Here is a 16,721-nt window from a genome sequence, read left to right as displayed (position 1 = left end):
CCTGCATGCTTTCCCAGCGGCCGGGACGGGACAAGCCGCTTTCCGTGCCGACTCGCCGATTCAGCTGAGAGCTTGGCTACGCTGGGCCTTCGCAGCCGCCAGAGTTGAGTGTGCATCAGGGATGCGCGTGGAGAAGGAGCAGCCAGTGACGACGGTCCTGACCCAGGGCGGCAACGCGCCGCTCGCCTCGGCCCGGGTGACGGTCGAGGTGACGGCCCCCAAGGCGCTGGACGTCTCGGGGCTGCTGCTCACCGAGGCGGGCAAGGTCCGCTCGGACGCCGACTTCGTCTTCTTCAACGCCCCGAACGGGCCCGGGGTGACGCACCGTCCGGCCGCCGGCGGTGCCCCCGACGCGATCACCGTGGACACCGGGGCGCTGCCCGCCGGCATCGAGAAGGTCGTCGTGACGGCCAGCCTCGACGACGCGGGCGCCACCTTCGCCGGCACCGAGCCCACCGCCACCATCCGCAACGCCGACACCGGGGAGGTGCTGGTCACCTTCACCCCGCCGCGGCTCACCCGGGAGACCGCCCTGGTGGTGGTCGAGGTCTACCGCCGGGGCGGCGCCTGGAAGGTCCGCGCCGTCGGCCAGGGCTACGCCGACGGCCTGGCCGGCATCGCCACCGACTTCGGCGTCACGGTGGACGACTCGCCCGCCCCGCCGCCCGCTCCCCCGCAGTCCGCCCCCACCCAGGCCGCGCCCACCCAGGCACCGCCGAAGCCGGTCACCCCGCCCGCCGTCCCGGCCTCGCTCACCAAGGTCACCCTCGACAAGGGCCGGGTCAGCCTCACCAAGGGCGGCTCCGTCTCGCTGGAGAAGAACGGCAAGCCCTTCCTCGCCGCCGTCCGGATGGGCCTCGGCTGGGAGCCCGCCGGGCGCGGCCGCAACATCGACCTGGACGCCTCCTGCATCGCCTTCGACGCCCAGCGCAACAAGGTCGAGACCGCCTGGTTCATGAAGCTCTCGGTCTTCAACGGCGCCATCGCCCACTCCGGCGACAACCTCACCGGCGAGGGCGCGGGCGACGACGAGGCCATCACCGTCCACCTGGACGGCCTCCCCGCCGAGGTCTGCGGCCTGGTCTTCGTCGTCAACTCCTTCTCCGGCCAGAAGTTCACCGACGTCAAGAACGCCTACTGCCGCCTCCTCGACGCCGGCTCCGGCCAGGAGCTGGTCCGCTTCGACCTCACCACCTCCGAGCCGAGCACCGGCGTCGTGATGTGCAAGCTGGTCCGGCAGTACTCCGGCGAGTGGGTGATGACCGCCATCGGCGAGTACGTCAACGCCAAGACGGCGCGCGCCATGGTCAAGCCCGCGGGCGCGATGCTCTGAGCCCCCCTCGCGGGGACGCCGAAGGGCCCGGGGCTGCTGCCCCGGGCCCTTCCGCCGTGACGACCCGTCAGCCCCGGGTCGCCATGGCGCGGAGGAAGAAGGTGAGGTTGGCCGGGCGCTCCGCGAGGCGGCGCATGAAGTAGCCGTACCACTCCTGGCCGTAGGGGAGGTAGACGCGCATGGTGTTGCCGGCCTCGGCGAGGCGCAGCTGCTCCTCGGGGCGGATGCCGAGCAGCATCTGGTACTCGAAGCTGTCCCGCGCGCGGCCGTTCCAGTCGGCCAGCTGGCCGGCGATCTTGATCATGTTGGGGTCGTGCGAGGCGACCATCGGGTAGCCCTCGCCGGCCATCAGGATCTTGAGGGCGCGGACGTAGGCCAGGTCGACCTCGTGCTTGCCCTGGAAGGCGACCGACTCGGGCTCCTTGTAGGCGCCCTTGCAGATCCGGACCCGGGAGCCGGCGGTGGCCAGGTCGCGGCAGTCGGACTCGGTGCGGCGCAGGTACGCCTGGAGGACGACGCCCAGCCACGGGAAGTCCACCCGCAGCTCGCGGGCGATGGCCAGGGTGGAGTCGGTGGTGGTGTGGTCCTCCATGTCGAGGGTCACCGTGGTGCCGGCCGCGGCGGCGGCCTCGCAGATGCGGCGGGCGTTCTCCAGGGCGATCTTCTCGCCGTCCACCGGGAGGAACTGGCCGACGGCGGAGAGCTTGACGGAGACCTCGGCGTCGGCGGCCAGGCCGGTCTCCTTGAGCGCGGCGAGCAGGTGCTCGTAGGCCTCGGCGGTGCCGGCGGCCTGCTCCGCGTCCTTGGTGTCCTCGCCCAGGTGGTCCAGGGTGACCTTGCGGCCGGTGACGATCAGCTCGTCGGTGGCGGTGACGGCCTGCTCGAGGCGCTCGCCGGCGACGAAGCGCTCGACTATCGCGTGGGTGGGCGGGAACTTCTCGACCACGGTGCGCACCTGCGGGGAGCGGGACGCGGCGAGGAGGGCGGAACGGAGCATCGTGAACTCCTGGAGAAGGTTCAGCAGGTGGGGAGGGGTGAGGGCGGCGGCGTGGGGTTCCGCCGCCGCCCTCAGGGGGGAGTGACGACTCAGACCGGCTGGCGGTCGGGGGGCGGGAGAAGGAGCGGCGTCGGGGTGCGTGGCTCGGCGGCGCCGAGGAGGGGGCACCTCCCGGCCGAAGGCTGGGGGCGAGTCCATGCGGAGCATCGGCGACCGACGAGAAGCCGGCGAAGGGCCCCTCCTGCCCGATGGCGGGCAAGGAGGGCGCGTGCCCCGGCGTCGCGACGCCGCCCCCCGACCGCCGGCCGGTCCTAGCCCATGTGGGGGTAGCGGTAGTCGGTCGGCGGGACGAAGGTCTCCTTGACCGAGCGCGTCGAGGTCCAGCGCATCAGGTTCTGCTTGGCGCCGGCCTTGTCGTTGGTGCCGGAGGCGCGGCCGCCGCCGAAGGGCTGCTGGCCGACGACGGCGCCGGTGGGCTTGTCGTTGATGTAGAAGTTGCCCGCCGCGTGACGGAGCTTCAGCATCGCGGCCTGGATGGCCTCGCGGTCCTGGGCGATCACGGCGCCGGTCAGGCCGTAGGAGGAGACCGACTCCATCTGGGTCAGCATCTCCTCGTACTTCTCGTCCTCGTAGACGTGCACGGCCAGGATCGGGCCGAAGTACTCGTCCTTGAAGTACTCGGAGGCCGGGTCCTCGCAGACCAGGACGGTCGGGCGGACGAAGTAGCCGACCGAGTCGTCGTAGGTGCCGCCGGCCAGGACCTCGACCTCGGGGTCGGCCTGGGCGCGGTCGATCGCGGCCTTGTTCTTGGCGAACGAGCGGGCGTCGATGACGGCCGACATGAAGTTCGACAGGTCGGTGACGTCGCCCATGGTGAGGCCGTCGACCTCGTCGCGGAACTCGTCCTTCAGCTCGGCCCAGATCGAGGCCGGGACGTAGGCGCGGGAGAGCGCCGAACACTTCTGGCCCTGGAACTCGAAGGCGCCGCGGGTCATCGCGGTCTTCAGCACGGCCTTGTCGGCGGACGGGTGGGCGACCAGGAAGTCCTTGCCACCGGTCTCGCCGACGATCCGCGGGTAGGTGCGGTAGTTGGCGATGTTGGTGCCGACCTCGCGCCACAGGTGCTGGAAGGTGGCGGTGGAGCCGGTGAAGTGGATGCCGGCCAGCTCCGGGTGGTGGAGCGCGACCTCGGAGACGGCCAGGCCGTCGCCGGTGACCATGTTGATGACGCCCTTGGGCAGGCCGGCCGCCTCCAGCAGGCGCATCAGCAGGTGCGCGGAGAACTGCTGGGTGGGGGACGGCTTCCAGATCACCACGTTGCCCATCAGGGCCGGGGCGGTCGGGAGGTTGAGCGCGATCGCGGTGAAGTTGAAGGGGGTGATCGCGTAGACGAAGCCCTCCAGCGCGCGGTGGTCGCTGCGGTTCCAGACGCCGTCCGAGGAGATCGGCTGCTCGGCGATGATCTGGCGGGCGAAGTGCACGTTGAAGCGCAGGAAGTCGACCAGCTCGCAGGGGGTGTCGATCTCGGCCTGCTGGGCGGTCTTGGACTGGCCGAGCATGGTGGCGGCGGCCAGGGTCTCGCGCCAGGGGCCGGCCAGCAGGTCGGCGGCCTTGAGGAAGATCGCGGCGCGGGAGTCGAAGGAGAGCGCCTGCCAGGCGGGGGCCGCGGCCAGGGCGGCGTCGATCGCGTCGCGCGCGTCGTCCTGGGTGGCGTTGCGCAGGGTGCCGAGGCGGGCCGCGTGGTTGTGCGGCTGGACGACGTGGATCTCCTCGCCGCCACCCATCCGCTGCTCGCCGTCGATGGTCATGGTGAGCTGGATCGGCTCCTGGCCGCCCAGCTCCTTCAGCTTGGCCTCCAGCCGGGCCCGCTCGGGGGTGCCGGGGGCGTAGCTGTGGACCGGCTCGTTCACCGGCGCGGGGACCTGGGTCACAGCATCCATGAGCGCGCGATCTCCTTCTCGTCATGGGGGAAGGCCGGGCGGGGGTCACACGCCGGCCATGAAGAAACGCTAAGCCGCCGAGGCCATGGCTTTGGTTGGCCTGGCAGCCAAAGTCGGCCCCTCACCCTTGTACGGGTGAACAGAGCCGACCGACCGGGCTAACCGACCGGCACTTGGGAGAGTGCCCCGCAGGGGCGCGAGGAACTGCGCGCAGGGGAACGGCAGCACGTGCAACTGGCTCGCGTGCCCCGATCCAGCTCTGGGCCGCCTTCCGAACTCGCGCAGTTCCTCGCGCCCCCGGCATCACCACTCACGCCAGCCCACCGTGAGCTCACCGCCACAGGACGGCGATCACGCCGAGCACCAGGAAGATCAGGGCGTGCACCGACAGGACGGTGCGCAGCACGTAGGTGGTGTCCACCTTCTCCGCGGTCGTGGTCGCGGTCTCGGTGAGCACCGCCACGCCGCCTGACGGGGCGTCGGCCGCGGCGGGCCCGGACGGGCCGGGGGCGTTCTCGGCCAGCTGGGCGGCCAGCACCACACGGGCCACCGCGCCGCCGGAGGCGAGGGCGGCGCTGACGTTCTGCACCGCGACCAGCTGGGCGGCCGGGTAGTTCAGCAGCTGGGCGGTGGCCGCCTGGCTGGAGGCGAACATCGCGTTGGCCCCGGTGTTGGAGCCCGCCAGGAAGCCGCCGACGGCGCCGATCCAGGGGGCCAGCAGCAGGTAGCCGACGCCGAGCGCGGCCCCGGCGTCGGCCAGCGCCCGGCTCATCCCGCTGGCCGCCAGCAGGGTGCCCAGCGCCAGGAAGACCACGGTGGTCAGGGTGACCTGCCACCAGCGGCCGAAGGTGGCCCGGGTGGCGGGCGGCAGCACGGCGCCGTCGGTGCCGAGCAGCCCGGGGGTGAGCGCGGCGGTCAGCAGCAGCCAGCCCGCCGGGCCGGCCAGCACCGCCCACCAGCCCTCCTCGATCCCGGCCAGGCCGAGCGCGAGCCGGCTCAGCAGCAGACCGCCGACCAGGAAGCCGTACGGGACCAGGGCCCGGCCGAGCGGGGTGCGGGCCGCGGCGACCGCGGCGGAGCCGCCCAGCCGGGAGACCAGCAGCAGCACCACGACGGTGGTGATGCCGCCGAGCACGCCGGCCAGCGGCATGCCGACGAAGAAGTCCACGGCCCAGACGGTCAGCCAGAGGGTGCCCGCCGCGAGCACCAGCTCGCCGGTCGCGGCCAGCGCCCGGCGCGGGCCGAAGGCGACCACCAGGGCGGCGGCACCGGCGATCAGGAAGACCGGGGCGGAGAGCAGCGCGGAGTTGATGCCCAGCTCCTGGAACTCCACCCCGCCGAGCTCGGCGGCGACCAGGCTGCCGGGGGCCAGCGAGCCCCAGGGCACGGTGACCAGGCCGAGCAGGCCGACCACGGCGGCCTTGGGCGCGGACAGGCCCAGCTGGCGCAGCAGCGGGATCGCCACCACCACGCCGATGCCGAAGCCGGTCAGCGACTCGGCGAAGGGGGTGACGCCCAGCTGGACCAGCAGCACCGCGCGGGCGGCGGTGCCGGCCGAGCCGCCGATCCAGTCGCCGAGGCGCTTCTGGGTGCCGGTGCGGCTCATCAGCTCGCTGAGCAGGATGCCGCCGAACAGGATGGCGGCGAGCTCCACGACGGTGGGGAGCATGTGCAGTTCGGCCCGCCCGAGGTCCCCGGCCGGCTGGCGGAAGGAGGTGAGGGTGACCACCACCGCCGTGGCCAGGGCGGCCAGCGCGGCGTACAGGGCTCGCACCCGGGCGGCCAGCAGCCCTAAGGTGACCAGGATCGGCAGGGTCGCCAGCGCGGCGTTCATCGCGGTCCTCCAGGGACGTTTCGGCGTGGTGGTGGCGCTCGGCGGTCACGGCCACCCCGGGCCGAGAATAGGAACGGCTCGCATCGCCGACGCACGATCGCCCCGAAGCCCGGACAGTCCGGCCGGGACTAGGTCAGGTCGGGGCACTGTGACGGGCCGTCAGGCCGAGCGGTCCTTACCGCACCGGGCACGAGGATGGGAGAACGGATGGCCGCCGCCGGGCTGCCGCTGCGTCAGCTGCTGATGTCGCTGGGCGAACCGCTGGTCGAGCTCCAGGCGGCCCCGGCCGGGCTGGACGTGCCGGTGCGGGACGTGGCGATCCTCGACCCGGAGGACCCGGCCACCGCCTCGGCCGGGGAGCTGGTGCTGGCGATCGGGGCCCGCGGCCGGGCGGCGCTGCCGGCCCTGCGGGCGGCCGGGCGGGCCGGGGCCGCGGCGGTGGCGGTGAAGCTGGACGCGCCGGGGCAGGCGGACGCGCTGCGCGAGGCGGCCACCGAGGCCGGGGTGGCGCTGCTGAGCGTGCGGCGGGAGACTCGCTGGGAGCACCTGGACTCGCTGGCCCGGGCGATCATCGCCGGCCCGGACGCCCCGGAGACCCCGGAGCACAACGCCGGTGACCTCTTCTCGCTGGCCCAGACCGTCGCGGTGCTGACCAACGGCATCGTCTCCATCGAGGACACCTCCAGCCGGGTGCTGGCCTACTCGCGCTCCTCGGACAGCGACGAGGTGGACGACCTGCGGCGGCTCTCCATCCTCGGCTGGCAGGGCCCGGAGCCGTACCTGTCCAAGCTCCGCGAGTGGGGCATCTTCCAGCACCTGCGCTCCTCCGACACGGTGATCGGGATCGACCCGCACCCGGAGCTGGGCATCCGGCGCCGGCTGGCGATCGGCATCCGGGCCGGGGCGCAGCCGCTGGGCACCATCTGGGTGCAGGAGGGCGCGCAGCCGCTGGCCCCGCTGGCGGACCAGGCGCTGGTCGGCGCGGCCCGGGTGGCGGCGGCCCAACTGGTGCGCCGCAGAAGGGAGTTGTCCGCCGACGTCCGGCTCACCCGGACCCTGCTGACCGGCCTGCTGGAGGGCTCCACCGGCCCGCAGACGCTGGCCACCCACCTCGGCCTGGACCTGCGGCGGCCCGCCACCGTGCTGGCCTACGCGGCCGGTTCGCCCTCCGAGGGCTCCGACCTGGAGCTGACCCGGGCCGAGGTGACCGGCCTGATCTCGGTGCACACCGCCGCCCGGCACCGCTCGGCGCTGCTCGCCCCGATCGACTCCCGGGTGTACGTGCTGCTGCCCGAACTCCCCGCCGGGCTGCCGATGTCCACCGTCCGGGCCTGGGCCCAGGAGGTGGTGGAGGCGGCCCGCGAGCACCTGGGCGTGCCGCTGCGGGCAGCGGTCGGCGCCACCGTGGACGGGCTGGCGGCCGTCCCCGAGTCCCGGGCGCAGGCGGACCGGATCCTGGACGCGATGGGCCGCGGCGGGGTGGCGCTGGAGGTGGCCGCGCTGATCGACGTGCAGGCCGAGGTGCTGGTGAGCGAGGTGCTGGCGCTGCTCCAGGAGCGCGGCGGGCTGCGGGACCCGCGGCTGACCGCGCTGACCGCGTACGACCGGCGGCACGGTACCCGGCTGGCCGAGTCGGTGCTGGCCTGGCTGGACGCGCTGGGCGAGGTCCGGGTGGCCGCCGACGCGCTGCACATCCACCCCAACACCCTGCGGTACCGGGTCCGCCGGGCCGAGCAGCTCACCGGGATCGACCTGGCCCAGCCGCAGCAGCGGCTGCTGGCGATGCTCCAGCTGCGGCTACCCGCGGACGAGGCCTGAGAGCCGGCGCAGCTGGTCGCCCCGAGGGCGCGGGTCACCCCGAGGACGCGGGTCACCCCGGGGGCGCGGGGAACTGCGCGAGTACGGAAGGCGGACCAGCGTGAGATCAGGGCAGGCGAGCCAGTTGCAGGTACTGCCGTTCCCCCGCGTGCCCCGCGGCGGAGCCGCAGATCGGCAGAGCCTCGCGCCCCCGGGGTGACCACCTGCGCCGGCGGGCCGCCCCGGCCGGTCCGCCGACCGACCGGGGGACCTGACGGGAGGTCAGTCCTGCGGCTCGGCCGCGACCGGCTGGGCGGCGCGGAAGTGGGCGTGGCTGCTCCAGTGGCTGGAGTCGGCGGCGTACTCGCCCTCCGTGCGGTCCTCGGCCAGGCCCTGGAGCTTGAGGATCGAGGTCACTGTGGTGTCCCTTCGTCGGTGACGGCCCCGGCGGGTCCGCCGGGGAGATCGGTGAGGCCGGGCAGCGGGACGGGGCCGAGCACCGCCTCGTGCAGGGCCAGCATCACCCCCGCCGCCCCGGTGGCCAGATCGGTGGAGAAGCGGTGCAGCCGCCGCCCGGGCACCGCCCAGTGGCCGCGCAGGCCGGCCACCTGGAGCCGCAGCTCCCAGAGGTGGCGGGCCATCAGTTCCCACTGCCCGCCCCGGGCCAGGTGCAGCAGCATCCCGGCCCGGCCCTCGAACAGGCCGGCCGCGGCCACCAGCCGGGGCCGGCAGGCCCGGTCGGCGGAGGCCAGCGCGGCCGCCAGGTCGGGCCTGGTGCGCCAGGCCGGGACGGCGGCGATCAGCAGCCCGGGCCCGACCCCGCCCGCGGCGAGGTAGGGCAGCAGGCGGCGCCCGTCCGGCTCGGTGAGCATCAGCATGCCCTCCGGGCGGGTGGCGCCGGCCAGTTCGGAGCGCAGCGCCGCCTCGGCGGCGGTGGCCCAGCGCGGCTCGCCGGAGTCGGCGTGCAGGTGGTGGAAGAGCGCGGCCAGCCCGGCCCGCCCGTCCAGCAGCCCGGGCGCGTGCGGGGCGCCCGGGGCGCCGTCGGGCACCAGCGCGGTGAGGCCGTCGGCCAGCGCGTACGCCCGCGCGGCCCGGCCGCGGTCCCCGGTGTGCCGGGCCGAGTCCAGCAGCGCCAGCGCCAGCCCGGCCCGGCCGGAGCCGAGCCCGGGGGTGCCGGGCGGGCCGGCCGCCTCGGCCCGGTCGAGCAGCTCCTCGGCCTGCTCCGGGCGGCCCATGCGGCGCAGCGCCCAGGCCACTCCCGCCAGGCCGTCGTACAGGCCGGGCCGCGGGTCGGTGAGCGCGCGGGCGCGCTCCACCAGCCAGTCCAGCTGCTCCTCGGGCACCCGGTAGCCGCAGCCGTGCAGCGCGTACAGCACCCCGGCCGCGCCGTGGGCCAGCGAGAGCGCGGGGCCGCCGGGCTCGAACTGGGCCACGTCGCCCGGGAACAGACGGTCCGTCCGCCCGGGGGTGGCGGTGGCCCGGATGCCCTCGGCCAGCGAGTCCAGCACCGGCCACCAGCCGGCCGGGCCGGTCACCCCCGGCGCGGGCCAGGGTGCGGGCGGCGGGCCGCCGGCCAGTTCGGCGCTGCCCCCGGGCAGTTCGCCGCCGACCGCCTCGCGCAGCGCCGCGCGGGTGGCGGCGGCGAAGCCCTCGGGCACCGGGTAGCGGGCCGGGATCTCGGCCAGCGCCTGCTCGGCCTTGCCGGAGTCCAGGTGGAGCAGCGGGTTGAGCGGGAGCAGCAGGTAGAGCCGCAGCGCCGCCAGCGCGTACCGGTCCACCGCCGTGCCCCGCCGGGCCGCCGGGCTGACGAAGCCGGGGGCGCCGAGCGCCGGGCCCTCGGCCGCGTCCACCGGGAAGGCCAGCTCGAAGTCGACCAGGGCGCACCGCCCGTCCGGGCGCAGCAGCACGTTCCCCGGGTGCAGGTCGCCGAAGACCAGCCCCCGCTCGTGCAGCCGGCCGAGCATCAGCTCCAACTGCCCGACGACGTCCAGCGCCCAGGCGGTGTACTCCGCCAGTTCGGCCGAGGAGGGGTCGGGCCGGGTGAGCGGGCAGCGCCGGGTGAAGGCCCGCTCCAGCGGCTCGCCCTCGATGTGCTCCTCGACCAGGAAGTGGTGCTCCCAGTCCTGCCGGTACTCGTACAGCGCGGGGACGAAGTCCAGGCCGGCCAGCCGCTCCAGCACCGCGCGCTCGCGGTGCAGGCGCTCCACCGCGTCCCGGCCGTCGGCGTCCAGGCCCGCGTGCGGGCGGGCCTCCCTGAGCACCACGGTGCGGCCGTCCCGGCGGTCGGTGGCCCGGTAGACGCCGCCGCCGTTGGAGAAGTGCAGCGCCTCGGCCACGTCGAAGGGGAAGTCCGGCTCGGGCGCGGCGGCGGCCTCGGCGATCTGCCCGGCCACGAACTCCGGCACCGGCGCCCAGTCCGGCACGGTGAAGACCACCCCGCGCACGTCGGGGACCAACGCGCCGTCAGGACCGCGCAGGGCCGGCACCCGCCGGCCGTCCGCGCCGGTGGTCCACTGCCGGCGGTAGGCGCCGTAGCGCAGGTAGAGCGGCCCCTCCTGCCAGCGCAGGTCGCTCAGCACGTACGGCCCGGGGGTGCCCTTGAGCGCGGCCGAGAGCTCGGTCAGGGCGTGGTGCAGCGCCTGCTCGCCCAGCGGGTAGAGGGTGAGCAGCTTGCCGCTCGCCTCGCGCGGGGCGTACTTGGCGTTGGCGGCCAGCAGCCGGGCCGGGGAGCGCAGGAACTTCACCGGCGTGCCGGTGGCCGTGCAGTGCTCCAGCACGGTGGTGATCACCCGCTCGGCCTCCGGCGCGGTGGCCGAGACGTGCACCTTCCACCCCTGCTCGGGCAGCTCGGCGCCGGGCGGGGCCAGGTTGACCCAGGGGCCGTGGACGACCCGCTCCCAGCCGGGCGGCAGGGCGGCGGTGGCCGCCGGGTAGGGCCGCTCGGTGGCGGGCGGCACGTCGTAGAAGAGCGGGTCGGCGAGGCAGTGGCGCTCGTAGCGGTCGTCCATCGGTCTCCCCCTCGCCCGCGGCCGTCAGAGCTCGGGCCGCTTCCAGCAGTCCTCGCCCCAGGCGGTGGTGGCCACGCAGACCGGCTCCCGGAACCCGTCCGCCCGGACGGTGTCCCGCTGGGGCTGCGTTCCGGCCGTCAGCGCCAGCGCGGTCAGCGCCAGGGCGAGCAGGGCGAAGGCTTTCCTCATGGTGGTTCCCCCGGTGAAGAGACGTGCGGCCCGGCCTCTGACGGTCCGTCGGCGAGGGGGCGCTCCGTGCACCACCCTGGCACCCGGGGCGAAGATCCGCTGCGGTTGTAATGTGGCCACTCCGTGCCATGCAGCTTGAGGAGGTACCCCATCGGAGCCGACGCCGCGCTGCCCGAGCTGGGGCCCGGAGCGCTCGCGCTGTACGCCTGGACGGTCCACAACGGCCGTCTGCAGGACGCGGACCGGGCCGCCGCGCTGGCCGGGACGGGGCTGGCCGGAGCCGAGCTGACGGCCGCGCTGGAGCTGCTGCACGCCGCCGGACTGCTGCGCCGGACCGAGCCGGACGGCTGCTGGCGGGCCGTCAGCCCGTCCGCCGCCGGAGCCCGGCTGGTCGCCCCGCAGGAGGACCAGCTCCAGCAGCGCGAGGAGGAGGTGCGGGCCGAGCGGGCCAGGCTGCGGCAGCTGCGCGAGTACTTCGCCGATCTGATGCCCGCCTACCTGGAGCGGCGCGAGCGCAGCCACCCGGAGGTGGCGGTGGACGTGCTGGAGGACCAGCGCGAGGTCCGCGCGGTGCTGGCCGAGACGGTGCGGGACTGCCGGGAGGAGGTGCTGGTCTCCAAGCCCGGTGGCGCCTTCCCGCCCGGCACGCTGCGCGAGGCGCTCCCCCGGGACCTGGCGCTGCTGGAGCGCGGGGTGCGGATGCGCAGCCTGTACCAGGACACCACCCGCTACGACCCGGCCACCCGGCGGCACGCGGCCGCGCTGATCGGGGCGGGGGCCGAGATCCGCACCCTGCCCGAGGTGATGCCGCAGCTGATCGTGGTGGACCGCCGGATGGCCTTCCTGCCCAACCGCTCGAAGGGCAACGGCGCGGTGGTGGTCCGCGAACCCGCCCTGCTGGACCACCTGCTGACGGTCTTCGACCGGGACTGGGCCTACGCGACGCCCTTCACCAGCGGCCCGACCGCCGCCCAGCAGACCACCGGCACGCTGCGGCGCAGCATCCTGGTGCTGCTGGCCAAGGGCTACAAGGACGAGACGGTGGCCCGGCGGCTGGGCTTCTCGCTGCGCACCTGCCGCCGGCACGTCTCGGAACTGCTGGACCACCTGGGCGCGGGCAGCCGCTTCCAGGGCGGGGTGATCGCCGAACGGCTGGGCCTGACCCAGCAGTTCGACCTGCCGGACGAGGAGCCGGAACGGCCGCCCGCCGGACGACCGCCGGCCGAACGGCGGCTGCCCGCCGACGGGGTCTGAGACCTCGTCGGCGGGCAGCCGGTGCGGCTCGCGCGGATCAGTCGTTGTAGCCATGGCCGCCGCGGTGGCGCAGGCGCCACCACGGGCCGGTGATGGCGACCAGGATGCCGGGGACCTGGATGTTGGCGAACAGGGTCTCGCCGTCCTCGGAGAAGTTCACGCCGGTGAACTCGCTGAACTCCGGCGCCTCGGGGGTGCCGATGTTCAGGTCGTTGCGGGCGATCGGGTAGGTCTTGCCGTCCTCGGTGGTGCCGAAGAGGTGCGAGACGCCCTCGCCGTCCTCGGCGATCACCAGGCCGCCGTACGGCGAGACGGTGATGTTGTCCGGGCCGTCGTAGTTGCCGTGGTCGCCCGTGACGTCGGTGTTGACGCCCAGCAGCAGCTTGAGGGTGATGGTGCGGCGCTTCGGGTCGTAGAACCAGACCTGGCCGTCGTGCGCGGCGCCCGGGCTCTCGGTGCGGGCGTAGCTGGAGACGAAGTAGAAGCCGCTGTCGCCCCACCACATGCCCTCGAGCTTGCGGGCCCGGGTGACCTCGCCGGCCGCGAACTGCTTGCGGACCGAGGTGGTCTTGGCGTCGCGGTCCTTGACCACGACCCAGTCGACGCCGTAGACGGTGCCGACCTTGGTGGCGCGGGACAGGTCGTCGACGAAGGTGCCCTTGGAGTCGAAGACCTTGAAGGCCTCCAGCACGCCGGCGTCGGCGGCCAGGGTGCGCAGCTTGCCCTTGCCGTGCTTGAAGCCGGCCGGCGGGGTCCAGCGGAAGAGCAGGCCGTTCGGGTTGGAGGCGTCCTCGGTCAGGTAGAGGTGGCCGCGCTTCTGGTCCACCACGACCGCCTCGTGGGCGTACCGGCCCAGCGCCTTGATCGGCTGCGGGTCGCGGTTGGCCGCCTGGTCGTACGGGTCCACCTCGAAGATGTAGCCGTGGTCCTTGGTGAAGCCGTTCTTGCCGGCCTTGTCCTCGGTCTCCTCGCCGGACAGCCAGGTGCCCCACGGGGTCGCGCCACCGGCGCAGTTGGTGGCGGTGCCGGCGATGCCGACCCACTCGCGGACCTGCTTGCCGCCGTTCTTCACCTCGACGACGGTGCAGCCGCCGGCCGCGCCCGGGTCGTAGACGTGACCCTCGATCAGCGGCACCGGGTGCGGCCAGTTGGCCCGCGCGCCGGCCAGCTCGTGGTTGACCACCAGCAGGGTGGCGCCGTGCCTGCCCTCGAAGGAGGCGGTGCCGTCGTGGTTGCTCGGGGTGGACTCGCCGGTGACCAGCTTGGTCTCGCCGGTGCGGGTGATGACGCGGTACTTGAAACCGCGCGGGAGCGCCAGGACGCCCTTCGGGTCGGCGATCAGCTCGCCGTAGCCGACGGCGCGGCGGGCCGCGGCGGCGGCCTCCGCCTCGGCGACGCCCTCCCCGCCGACCGGGGCCGCGATGGCCCCCGGGGCGGTGGCCAGCACCTCGGCGCTGCCGGCGATGAGGACACCGGCACCGATGGCGGTCGAACGGTTGACGAAGTCCCGGCGGGACAGCGACATGTTCACTCCTGTGAGTGTGGGAGGGCGCGACGCCCAGCAGACTCGGCGCCCACGGTGAACCTCGGGTGAACCCGACGCCTCGTCAGAGTGGTGATTTGCCTACCGTATTCGAACAACCGGAAGGGGGCCCCTCCGTTCGCCCACTCCCGGTCACCGCCCCACGCGCTCGATCCGCCACTGCTCCCAGGCCGTCAGCCACGCCTCCTCCGAGGCCGGGACCGCCCCCTGGGCCCGCGGCGCACCGCCCAACCAGAGGCGCTCCCAAGCCCGTTGGGCCGGCAGGCTGGGCACCTCGCTGGCGAACACGGTGTAGCGGACGACCTCCTCCACCGCCGCCGCGCCCTCCGGGGTGCCGACCGCCCAGTCGGTGTTCTGGGCCAGCCGGGTCAGGTGGTTGACCATCGCGGTCACCGCCTCCCCGGCCTCCTCCCTGGTCTCCGAGGCCAGCCGCATCTGCTGCCGCACCGCCGCCTCCCAGCGCACCGCCCCGGCCTCGCCGCGCAGCCTCCGGGGCAGCCGCGGCGCCGTCCTGGCCCGGGCCTGCGCGGCCAGCGCCACCGCCTCCTGCACCGCGTGGTCGATCACCGCCCGGTGCGCCTCCAGACCGGCCACCGGCGGGAGCTCGCGCTCCTCCAGCACGGCCAGCCGCTCCTGACGCAGCGCCAGCCGGCGCAGCAGGTCGGTGCGGCCCAGCACGTACCGCTCGAAGTCCTCGATCCGGCGCAGCTCCACCCCGCCCGGCGGCACCCCGCGCCCGGTCACCTGGACGGTCACGCCGTCCACCCGCAGCCGCCCGGCCCAGACCGGCGGGGCGGGCGGGTCGCCGTCCGGGCGGCGGTCCTCGTGGATCTGCAGCGCCCTGGGCTCGCCCTCGACGGTGATCCACTCGCGCAGCGCGCGGACGGTGCCGGGGCCGTCGCCCTCGTCCACCTCCAGCTGCTCGTAGACCCGGTCGCGCTCGTCCTCGACCACGTCCTCCAGCTCGGGCAGCTGACGGTGCTCCGCTCCGGGGCGGTAGGTGCGGACGGTCACGTACGGGCCCTCGACCGAGCTCCAGTCGCCGGAGCGCACCTCGACCCAGCCGAGCCGGCCGTTGCTGACCTCGAACTCGGCGAGCGCGTCGCCGTCCTCGGCACCCTCCGACCGATCCGGCCCCTCGGACCCCTCCGGCCGCTCGCCGTCCGGCGCGGCCCGGTGCAGGCCGTGGGCCTGCTCGGAGCGGTCCACGCCGTAGACCGGGAAGTCGGCGTCCGCGAGCACCCGCCGGCTGTGCTCCTCGTGGTCGGCGTAGAAGTCCTCGGGCTCCTGGGGCCTGGTCGCGTCCTGCCTCTTCATCCTCTGCCGCACCCCCGCGTGCTCGCCTCGCCGTAGGTCGCTCCGCAGCTCGCCCCACGTGCGACGAGTGCAGAACCTGCCCAACCTTACGGGCCCCGGACCTGCCGGGCCATCAGCTTCCCCCGTACGGTTGGCAGCTCGCCGCTCCGGCCCCGTACGCCCGGAAATGTCAGTAGCCTTGCCTACGCTGGGCGGCATGACCGCAGCCACGCCGTTCCCCGCCCGGATCAGCATCGTCACGCTCGGGGTGAGCGACCTCGCCGCCTCCGAGGCCTTCTACCAGGCCCTCGGCTGGCAGCGCTCCGGGGCGTCCAACGAGTCCATCGTCTGGTTCCGCACCGCCGACTCGGCGCTCGGCCTCTTCCCCAGCGAGGAGCTGGCCGCCGACGCGGGCGTCCCGGCCACCGGCGAGCCCTCCTTCCGCGGCGTCACCCTGGCGGTCAACCTCGAGTCCCGCGAGCAGGTGGACGCCGCCATGGCCCACGCCGTCGAGGCCGCCGGGGCCACCGTGGTCAAGCCGCCGACGGCCACCGAGTGGGGCGGCTACTCCGGCTACTTCGAGGACCCGGACGGCCACCTCTGGGAGCTGGCCCACAACCCCTTCTTCCCGTTCACCGAGGCCGGGCAGCTCGACCTCCCCTGAGGGTGCCGGCCCGCCCCCCGGCGGGCACCACTCCCGGAGGAGAACGCCGCGCCGCTCGGGAGGGCACCGTCGCATGGACGCCAACCACTACCACCTGGTCTCCACCTGGCTGCTCCCCGCCACCCCCGCCCGGGTCTACGCCGCCCTCCGCGACGTCGGGCACTACCCCGACTGGTGGCCGCAGATCCGCTCCGTCCGCCGCCTCACCGACCACAGCGGCGAGCTGGTGATCCGCTCCGTCCTCCCCTACTCCCTCCGCCTGACGGCCCGTGAGCAGCTCCAGGACGAGGCCGCCGGACTGCTGGCCGCCGAGCTCACCGGCGACCTGGTCGGCTGGTCCCGCTGGACCGTCCATCCCGACGACCCCGACGGCACCGGCACCGGCACCGGCACCCGGGCGGTCTTCGAGGAGGAGGTCCGCCCCGCCAAACCCCTGATGCGCCGTCTGGCCCCGGTCGCGCGCCCGTTGTTCCTGGCCAACCACGCCGCCATGATGCGCAGCGGCCGCCGCGGCCTGCTCCGCCACCTGGCCGTCTGACGGACCGTCACGGAAATCAATTCCGAGATTAGGCGATTCCTTGGCACGAATGAGGTTGACGCGCGAGGTGATTTCCCTCCGCCAAATGACGCGCGGCGCCCCCCGGAAAGCCGCTCCGGAAATCTGACTGACCGTCTGGTCTCTTTCCCGTATCGACCTCACCGCCAATGAGGACAAGGACGGACAAGCCTCCCCAATCTGGCTTGACCGCCCACTCAAACGGAATGCATCGTTCCCCGTCGACCGCCCGCACGAACCATTGCGGGCCCTTCGGAGGGAACACCGAACTCCATGTCCAAGCAGATACGCCACCGAGGCCTGCCACGGC

General features: G+C 74.4%; 13 protein-coding genes. 5 read left to right on the top strand and 8 right to left on the bottom strand.

What is annotated here, in order from left to right:
* Positions 1 to 157: 157 nt before the first annotated feature.
* Positions 158 to 1,333, top strand: a complete 1,176-nt coding sequence (locus ACWCYY_RS17325; protein WP_449796554.1) for a TerD family protein — start codon at positions 158 to 160, stop codon at positions 1,331 to 1,333.
* 67 nt (positions 1,334 to 1,400) lie between these two features.
* On the opposite strand, the gene ACWCYY_RS17320 is transcribed toward ACWCYY_RS17325, so the two are convergent.
* From ACWCYY_RS17320 to ACWCYY_RS17310, 3 genes are all read right to left on the bottom strand, one after another.
* A complete protein-coding gene (locus ACWCYY_RS17320; protein WP_449796498.1) occupies positions 1,401 to 2,330 on the bottom strand; it encodes a proline dehydrogenase family protein in 930 nt (309 codons plus the stop codon).
* Positions 2,331 to 2,641: 311 nt separating this feature from the next.
* A complete protein-coding gene (gene pruA / locus ACWCYY_RS17315; RefSeq protein WP_449796497.1) occupies positions 2,642 to 4,270 on the bottom strand; it encodes an L-glutamate gamma-semialdehyde dehydrogenase in 1,629 nt (542 codons plus the stop codon).
* A 331-nt stretch (positions 4,271 to 4,601) separates the two neighbouring features.
* A complete protein-coding gene (locus tag ACWCYY_RS17310; RefSeq protein ID WP_380149027.1) occupies positions 4,602 to 6,104 on the bottom strand; it encodes an L-lactate permease in 1,503 nt (500 codons plus the stop codon).
* Positions 6,105 to 6,311: 207 nt separating this feature from the next.
* On the opposite strand from ACWCYY_RS17310, the gene ACWCYY_RS17305 reads away from it, so the two are divergent.
* Positions 6,312 to 7,922 (top strand): PucR family transcriptional regulator, encoded by a 1,611-nt coding sequence (locus ACWCYY_RS17305; protein WP_380149025.1) that lies wholly within the window; start codon positions 6,312 to 6,314, stop codon positions 7,920 to 7,922.
* A gap of 261 nt (positions 7,923 to 8,183) precedes the next feature.
* On the opposite strand, the gene ACWCYY_RS17300 is transcribed toward ACWCYY_RS17305, so the two are convergent.
* Genes ACWCYY_RS17300 through ACWCYY_RS17290 form a run of 3 tightly spaced genes read right to left on the bottom strand, consistent with a single transcriptional unit; the run spans position 8,184 to position 11,098 of the window.
* Positions 8,184 to 8,318, bottom strand: coding sequence for a hypothetical protein (locus tag ACWCYY_RS17300; RefSeq protein ID WP_380149023.1), 135 nt, complete (start codon positions 8,316 to 8,318; stop codon positions 8,184 to 8,186).
* Positions 8,315 to 10,909, bottom strand: coding sequence for a class III lanthionine synthetase LanKC (gene lanKC / locus ACWCYY_RS17295; RefSeq protein ID WP_449796496.1), 2,595 nt, complete (start codon positions 10,907 to 10,909; stop codon positions 8,315 to 8,317). Before lanKC ends, ACWCYY_RS17300 begins: the two co-directional genes overlap by 4 nt.
* A gap of 24 nt (positions 10,910 to 10,933) precedes the next feature.
* Positions 10,934 to 11,098 (bottom strand): hypothetical protein, encoded by a 165-nt coding sequence (locus ACWCYY_RS17290; RefSeq protein WP_380149019.1) that lies wholly within the window; start codon positions 11,096 to 11,098, stop codon positions 10,934 to 10,936.
* 135 nt (positions 11,099 to 11,233) lie between these two features.
* Between ACWCYY_RS17290 and ACWCYY_RS17285 the strand changes: the two genes are divergently transcribed.
* A complete protein-coding gene (locus ACWCYY_RS17285; RefSeq protein WP_380149017.1) occupies positions 11,234 to 12,352 on the top strand; it encodes a LuxR family transcriptional regulator in 1,119 nt (372 codons plus the stop codon).
* Positions 12,353 to 12,389: 37 nt separating this feature from the next.
* Here the strand turns inward: ACWCYY_RS17285 and ACWCYY_RS17280 are convergent, their stop codons facing one another.
* Positions 12,390 to 13,877, bottom strand: coding sequence for an alkaline phosphatase PhoX (locus tag ACWCYY_RS17280; RefSeq protein ID WP_380149015.1), 1,488 nt, complete (start codon positions 13,875 to 13,877; stop codon positions 12,390 to 12,392).
* A gap of 150 nt (positions 13,878 to 14,027) precedes the next feature.
* Positions 14,028 to 15,212, bottom strand: coding sequence for a hypothetical protein (locus ACWCYY_RS17275; protein WP_449796495.1), 1,185 nt, complete (start codon positions 15,210 to 15,212; stop codon positions 14,028 to 14,030).
* Positions 15,213 to 15,408: 196 nt separating this feature from the next.
* Here ACWCYY_RS17275 and ACWCYY_RS17270 point away from each other — a divergent pair, with 196 nt between their 5' ends.
* Entirely contained in the window at positions 15,409 to 15,855 is a 447-nt protein-coding gene (locus ACWCYY_RS17270) for a VOC family protein (protein ID WP_380149011.1), read from the top strand.
* Positions 15,856 to 15,928: 73 nt separating this feature from the next.
* A complete protein-coding gene (locus ACWCYY_RS17265) occupies positions 15,929 to 16,393 on the top strand; it encodes an SRPBCC family protein (protein WP_449796494.1) in 465 nt (154 codons plus the stop codon).
* The last annotated feature ends 328 nt before the right edge of the window (positions 16,394 to 16,721 follow it).

This window comes from Kitasatospora sp. NPDC001664 (genome assembly GCF_053596675.1).
The sequence above is the reverse complement of the archived record's forward strand: the minus strand, read 5'-3'. Positions and strand labels throughout refer to the sequence as shown.

What these genes read in the sequence shown, in the direction of transcription:
- ACWCYY_RS17270 (WP_380149011.1), top strand. Translation starts at nt 15,409, where the DNA reads ATGACCGCAGCCACGCCGTTCCCCGCCCGGATCAGCATCGTCACGCTC.
- ACWCYY_RS17275 (WP_449796495.1), bottom strand. Translation starts at nt 15,212, where the DNA reads ATGAAGAGGCAGGACGCGACCAGGCCCCAGGAGCCCGAGGACTTCTAC.
- ACWCYY_RS17290 (WP_380149019.1), bottom strand. Translation starts at nt 11,098, where the DNA reads ATGAGGAAAGCCTTCGCCCTGCTCGCCCTGGCGCTGACCGCGCTGGCG.
- pruA (WP_449796497.1), bottom strand. Translation starts at nt 4,270, where the DNA reads ATGGATGCTGTGACCCAGGTCCCCGCGCCGGTGAACGAGCCGGTCCAC.
- ACWCYY_RS17305 (WP_380149025.1), top strand. Translation starts at nt 6,312, where the DNA reads ATGGCCGCCGCCGGGCTGCCGCTGCGTCAGCTGCTGATGTCGCTGGGC.
- ACWCYY_RS17280 (WP_380149015.1), bottom strand. Translation starts at nt 13,877, where the DNA reads ATGTCGCTGTCCCGCCGGGACTTCGTCAACCGTTCGACCGCCATCGGT.
- ACWCYY_RS17310 (WP_380149027.1), bottom strand. Translation starts at nt 6,104, where the DNA reads ATGAACGCCGCGCTGGCGACCCTGCCGATCCTGGTCACCTTAGGGCTG.
- lanKC (WP_449796496.1), bottom strand. Translation starts at nt 10,909, where the DNA reads ATGGACGACCGCTACGAGCGCCACTGCCTCGCCGACCCGCTCTTCTAC.
- ACWCYY_RS17320 (WP_449796498.1), bottom strand. Translation starts at nt 2,330, where the DNA reads ATGCTCCGTTCCGCCCTCCTCGCCGCGTCCCGCTCCCCGCAGGTGCGC.
- ACWCYY_RS17265 (WP_449796494.1), top strand. Translation starts at nt 15,929, where the DNA reads ATGGACGCCAACCACTACCACCTGGTCTCCACCTGGCTGCTCCCCGCC.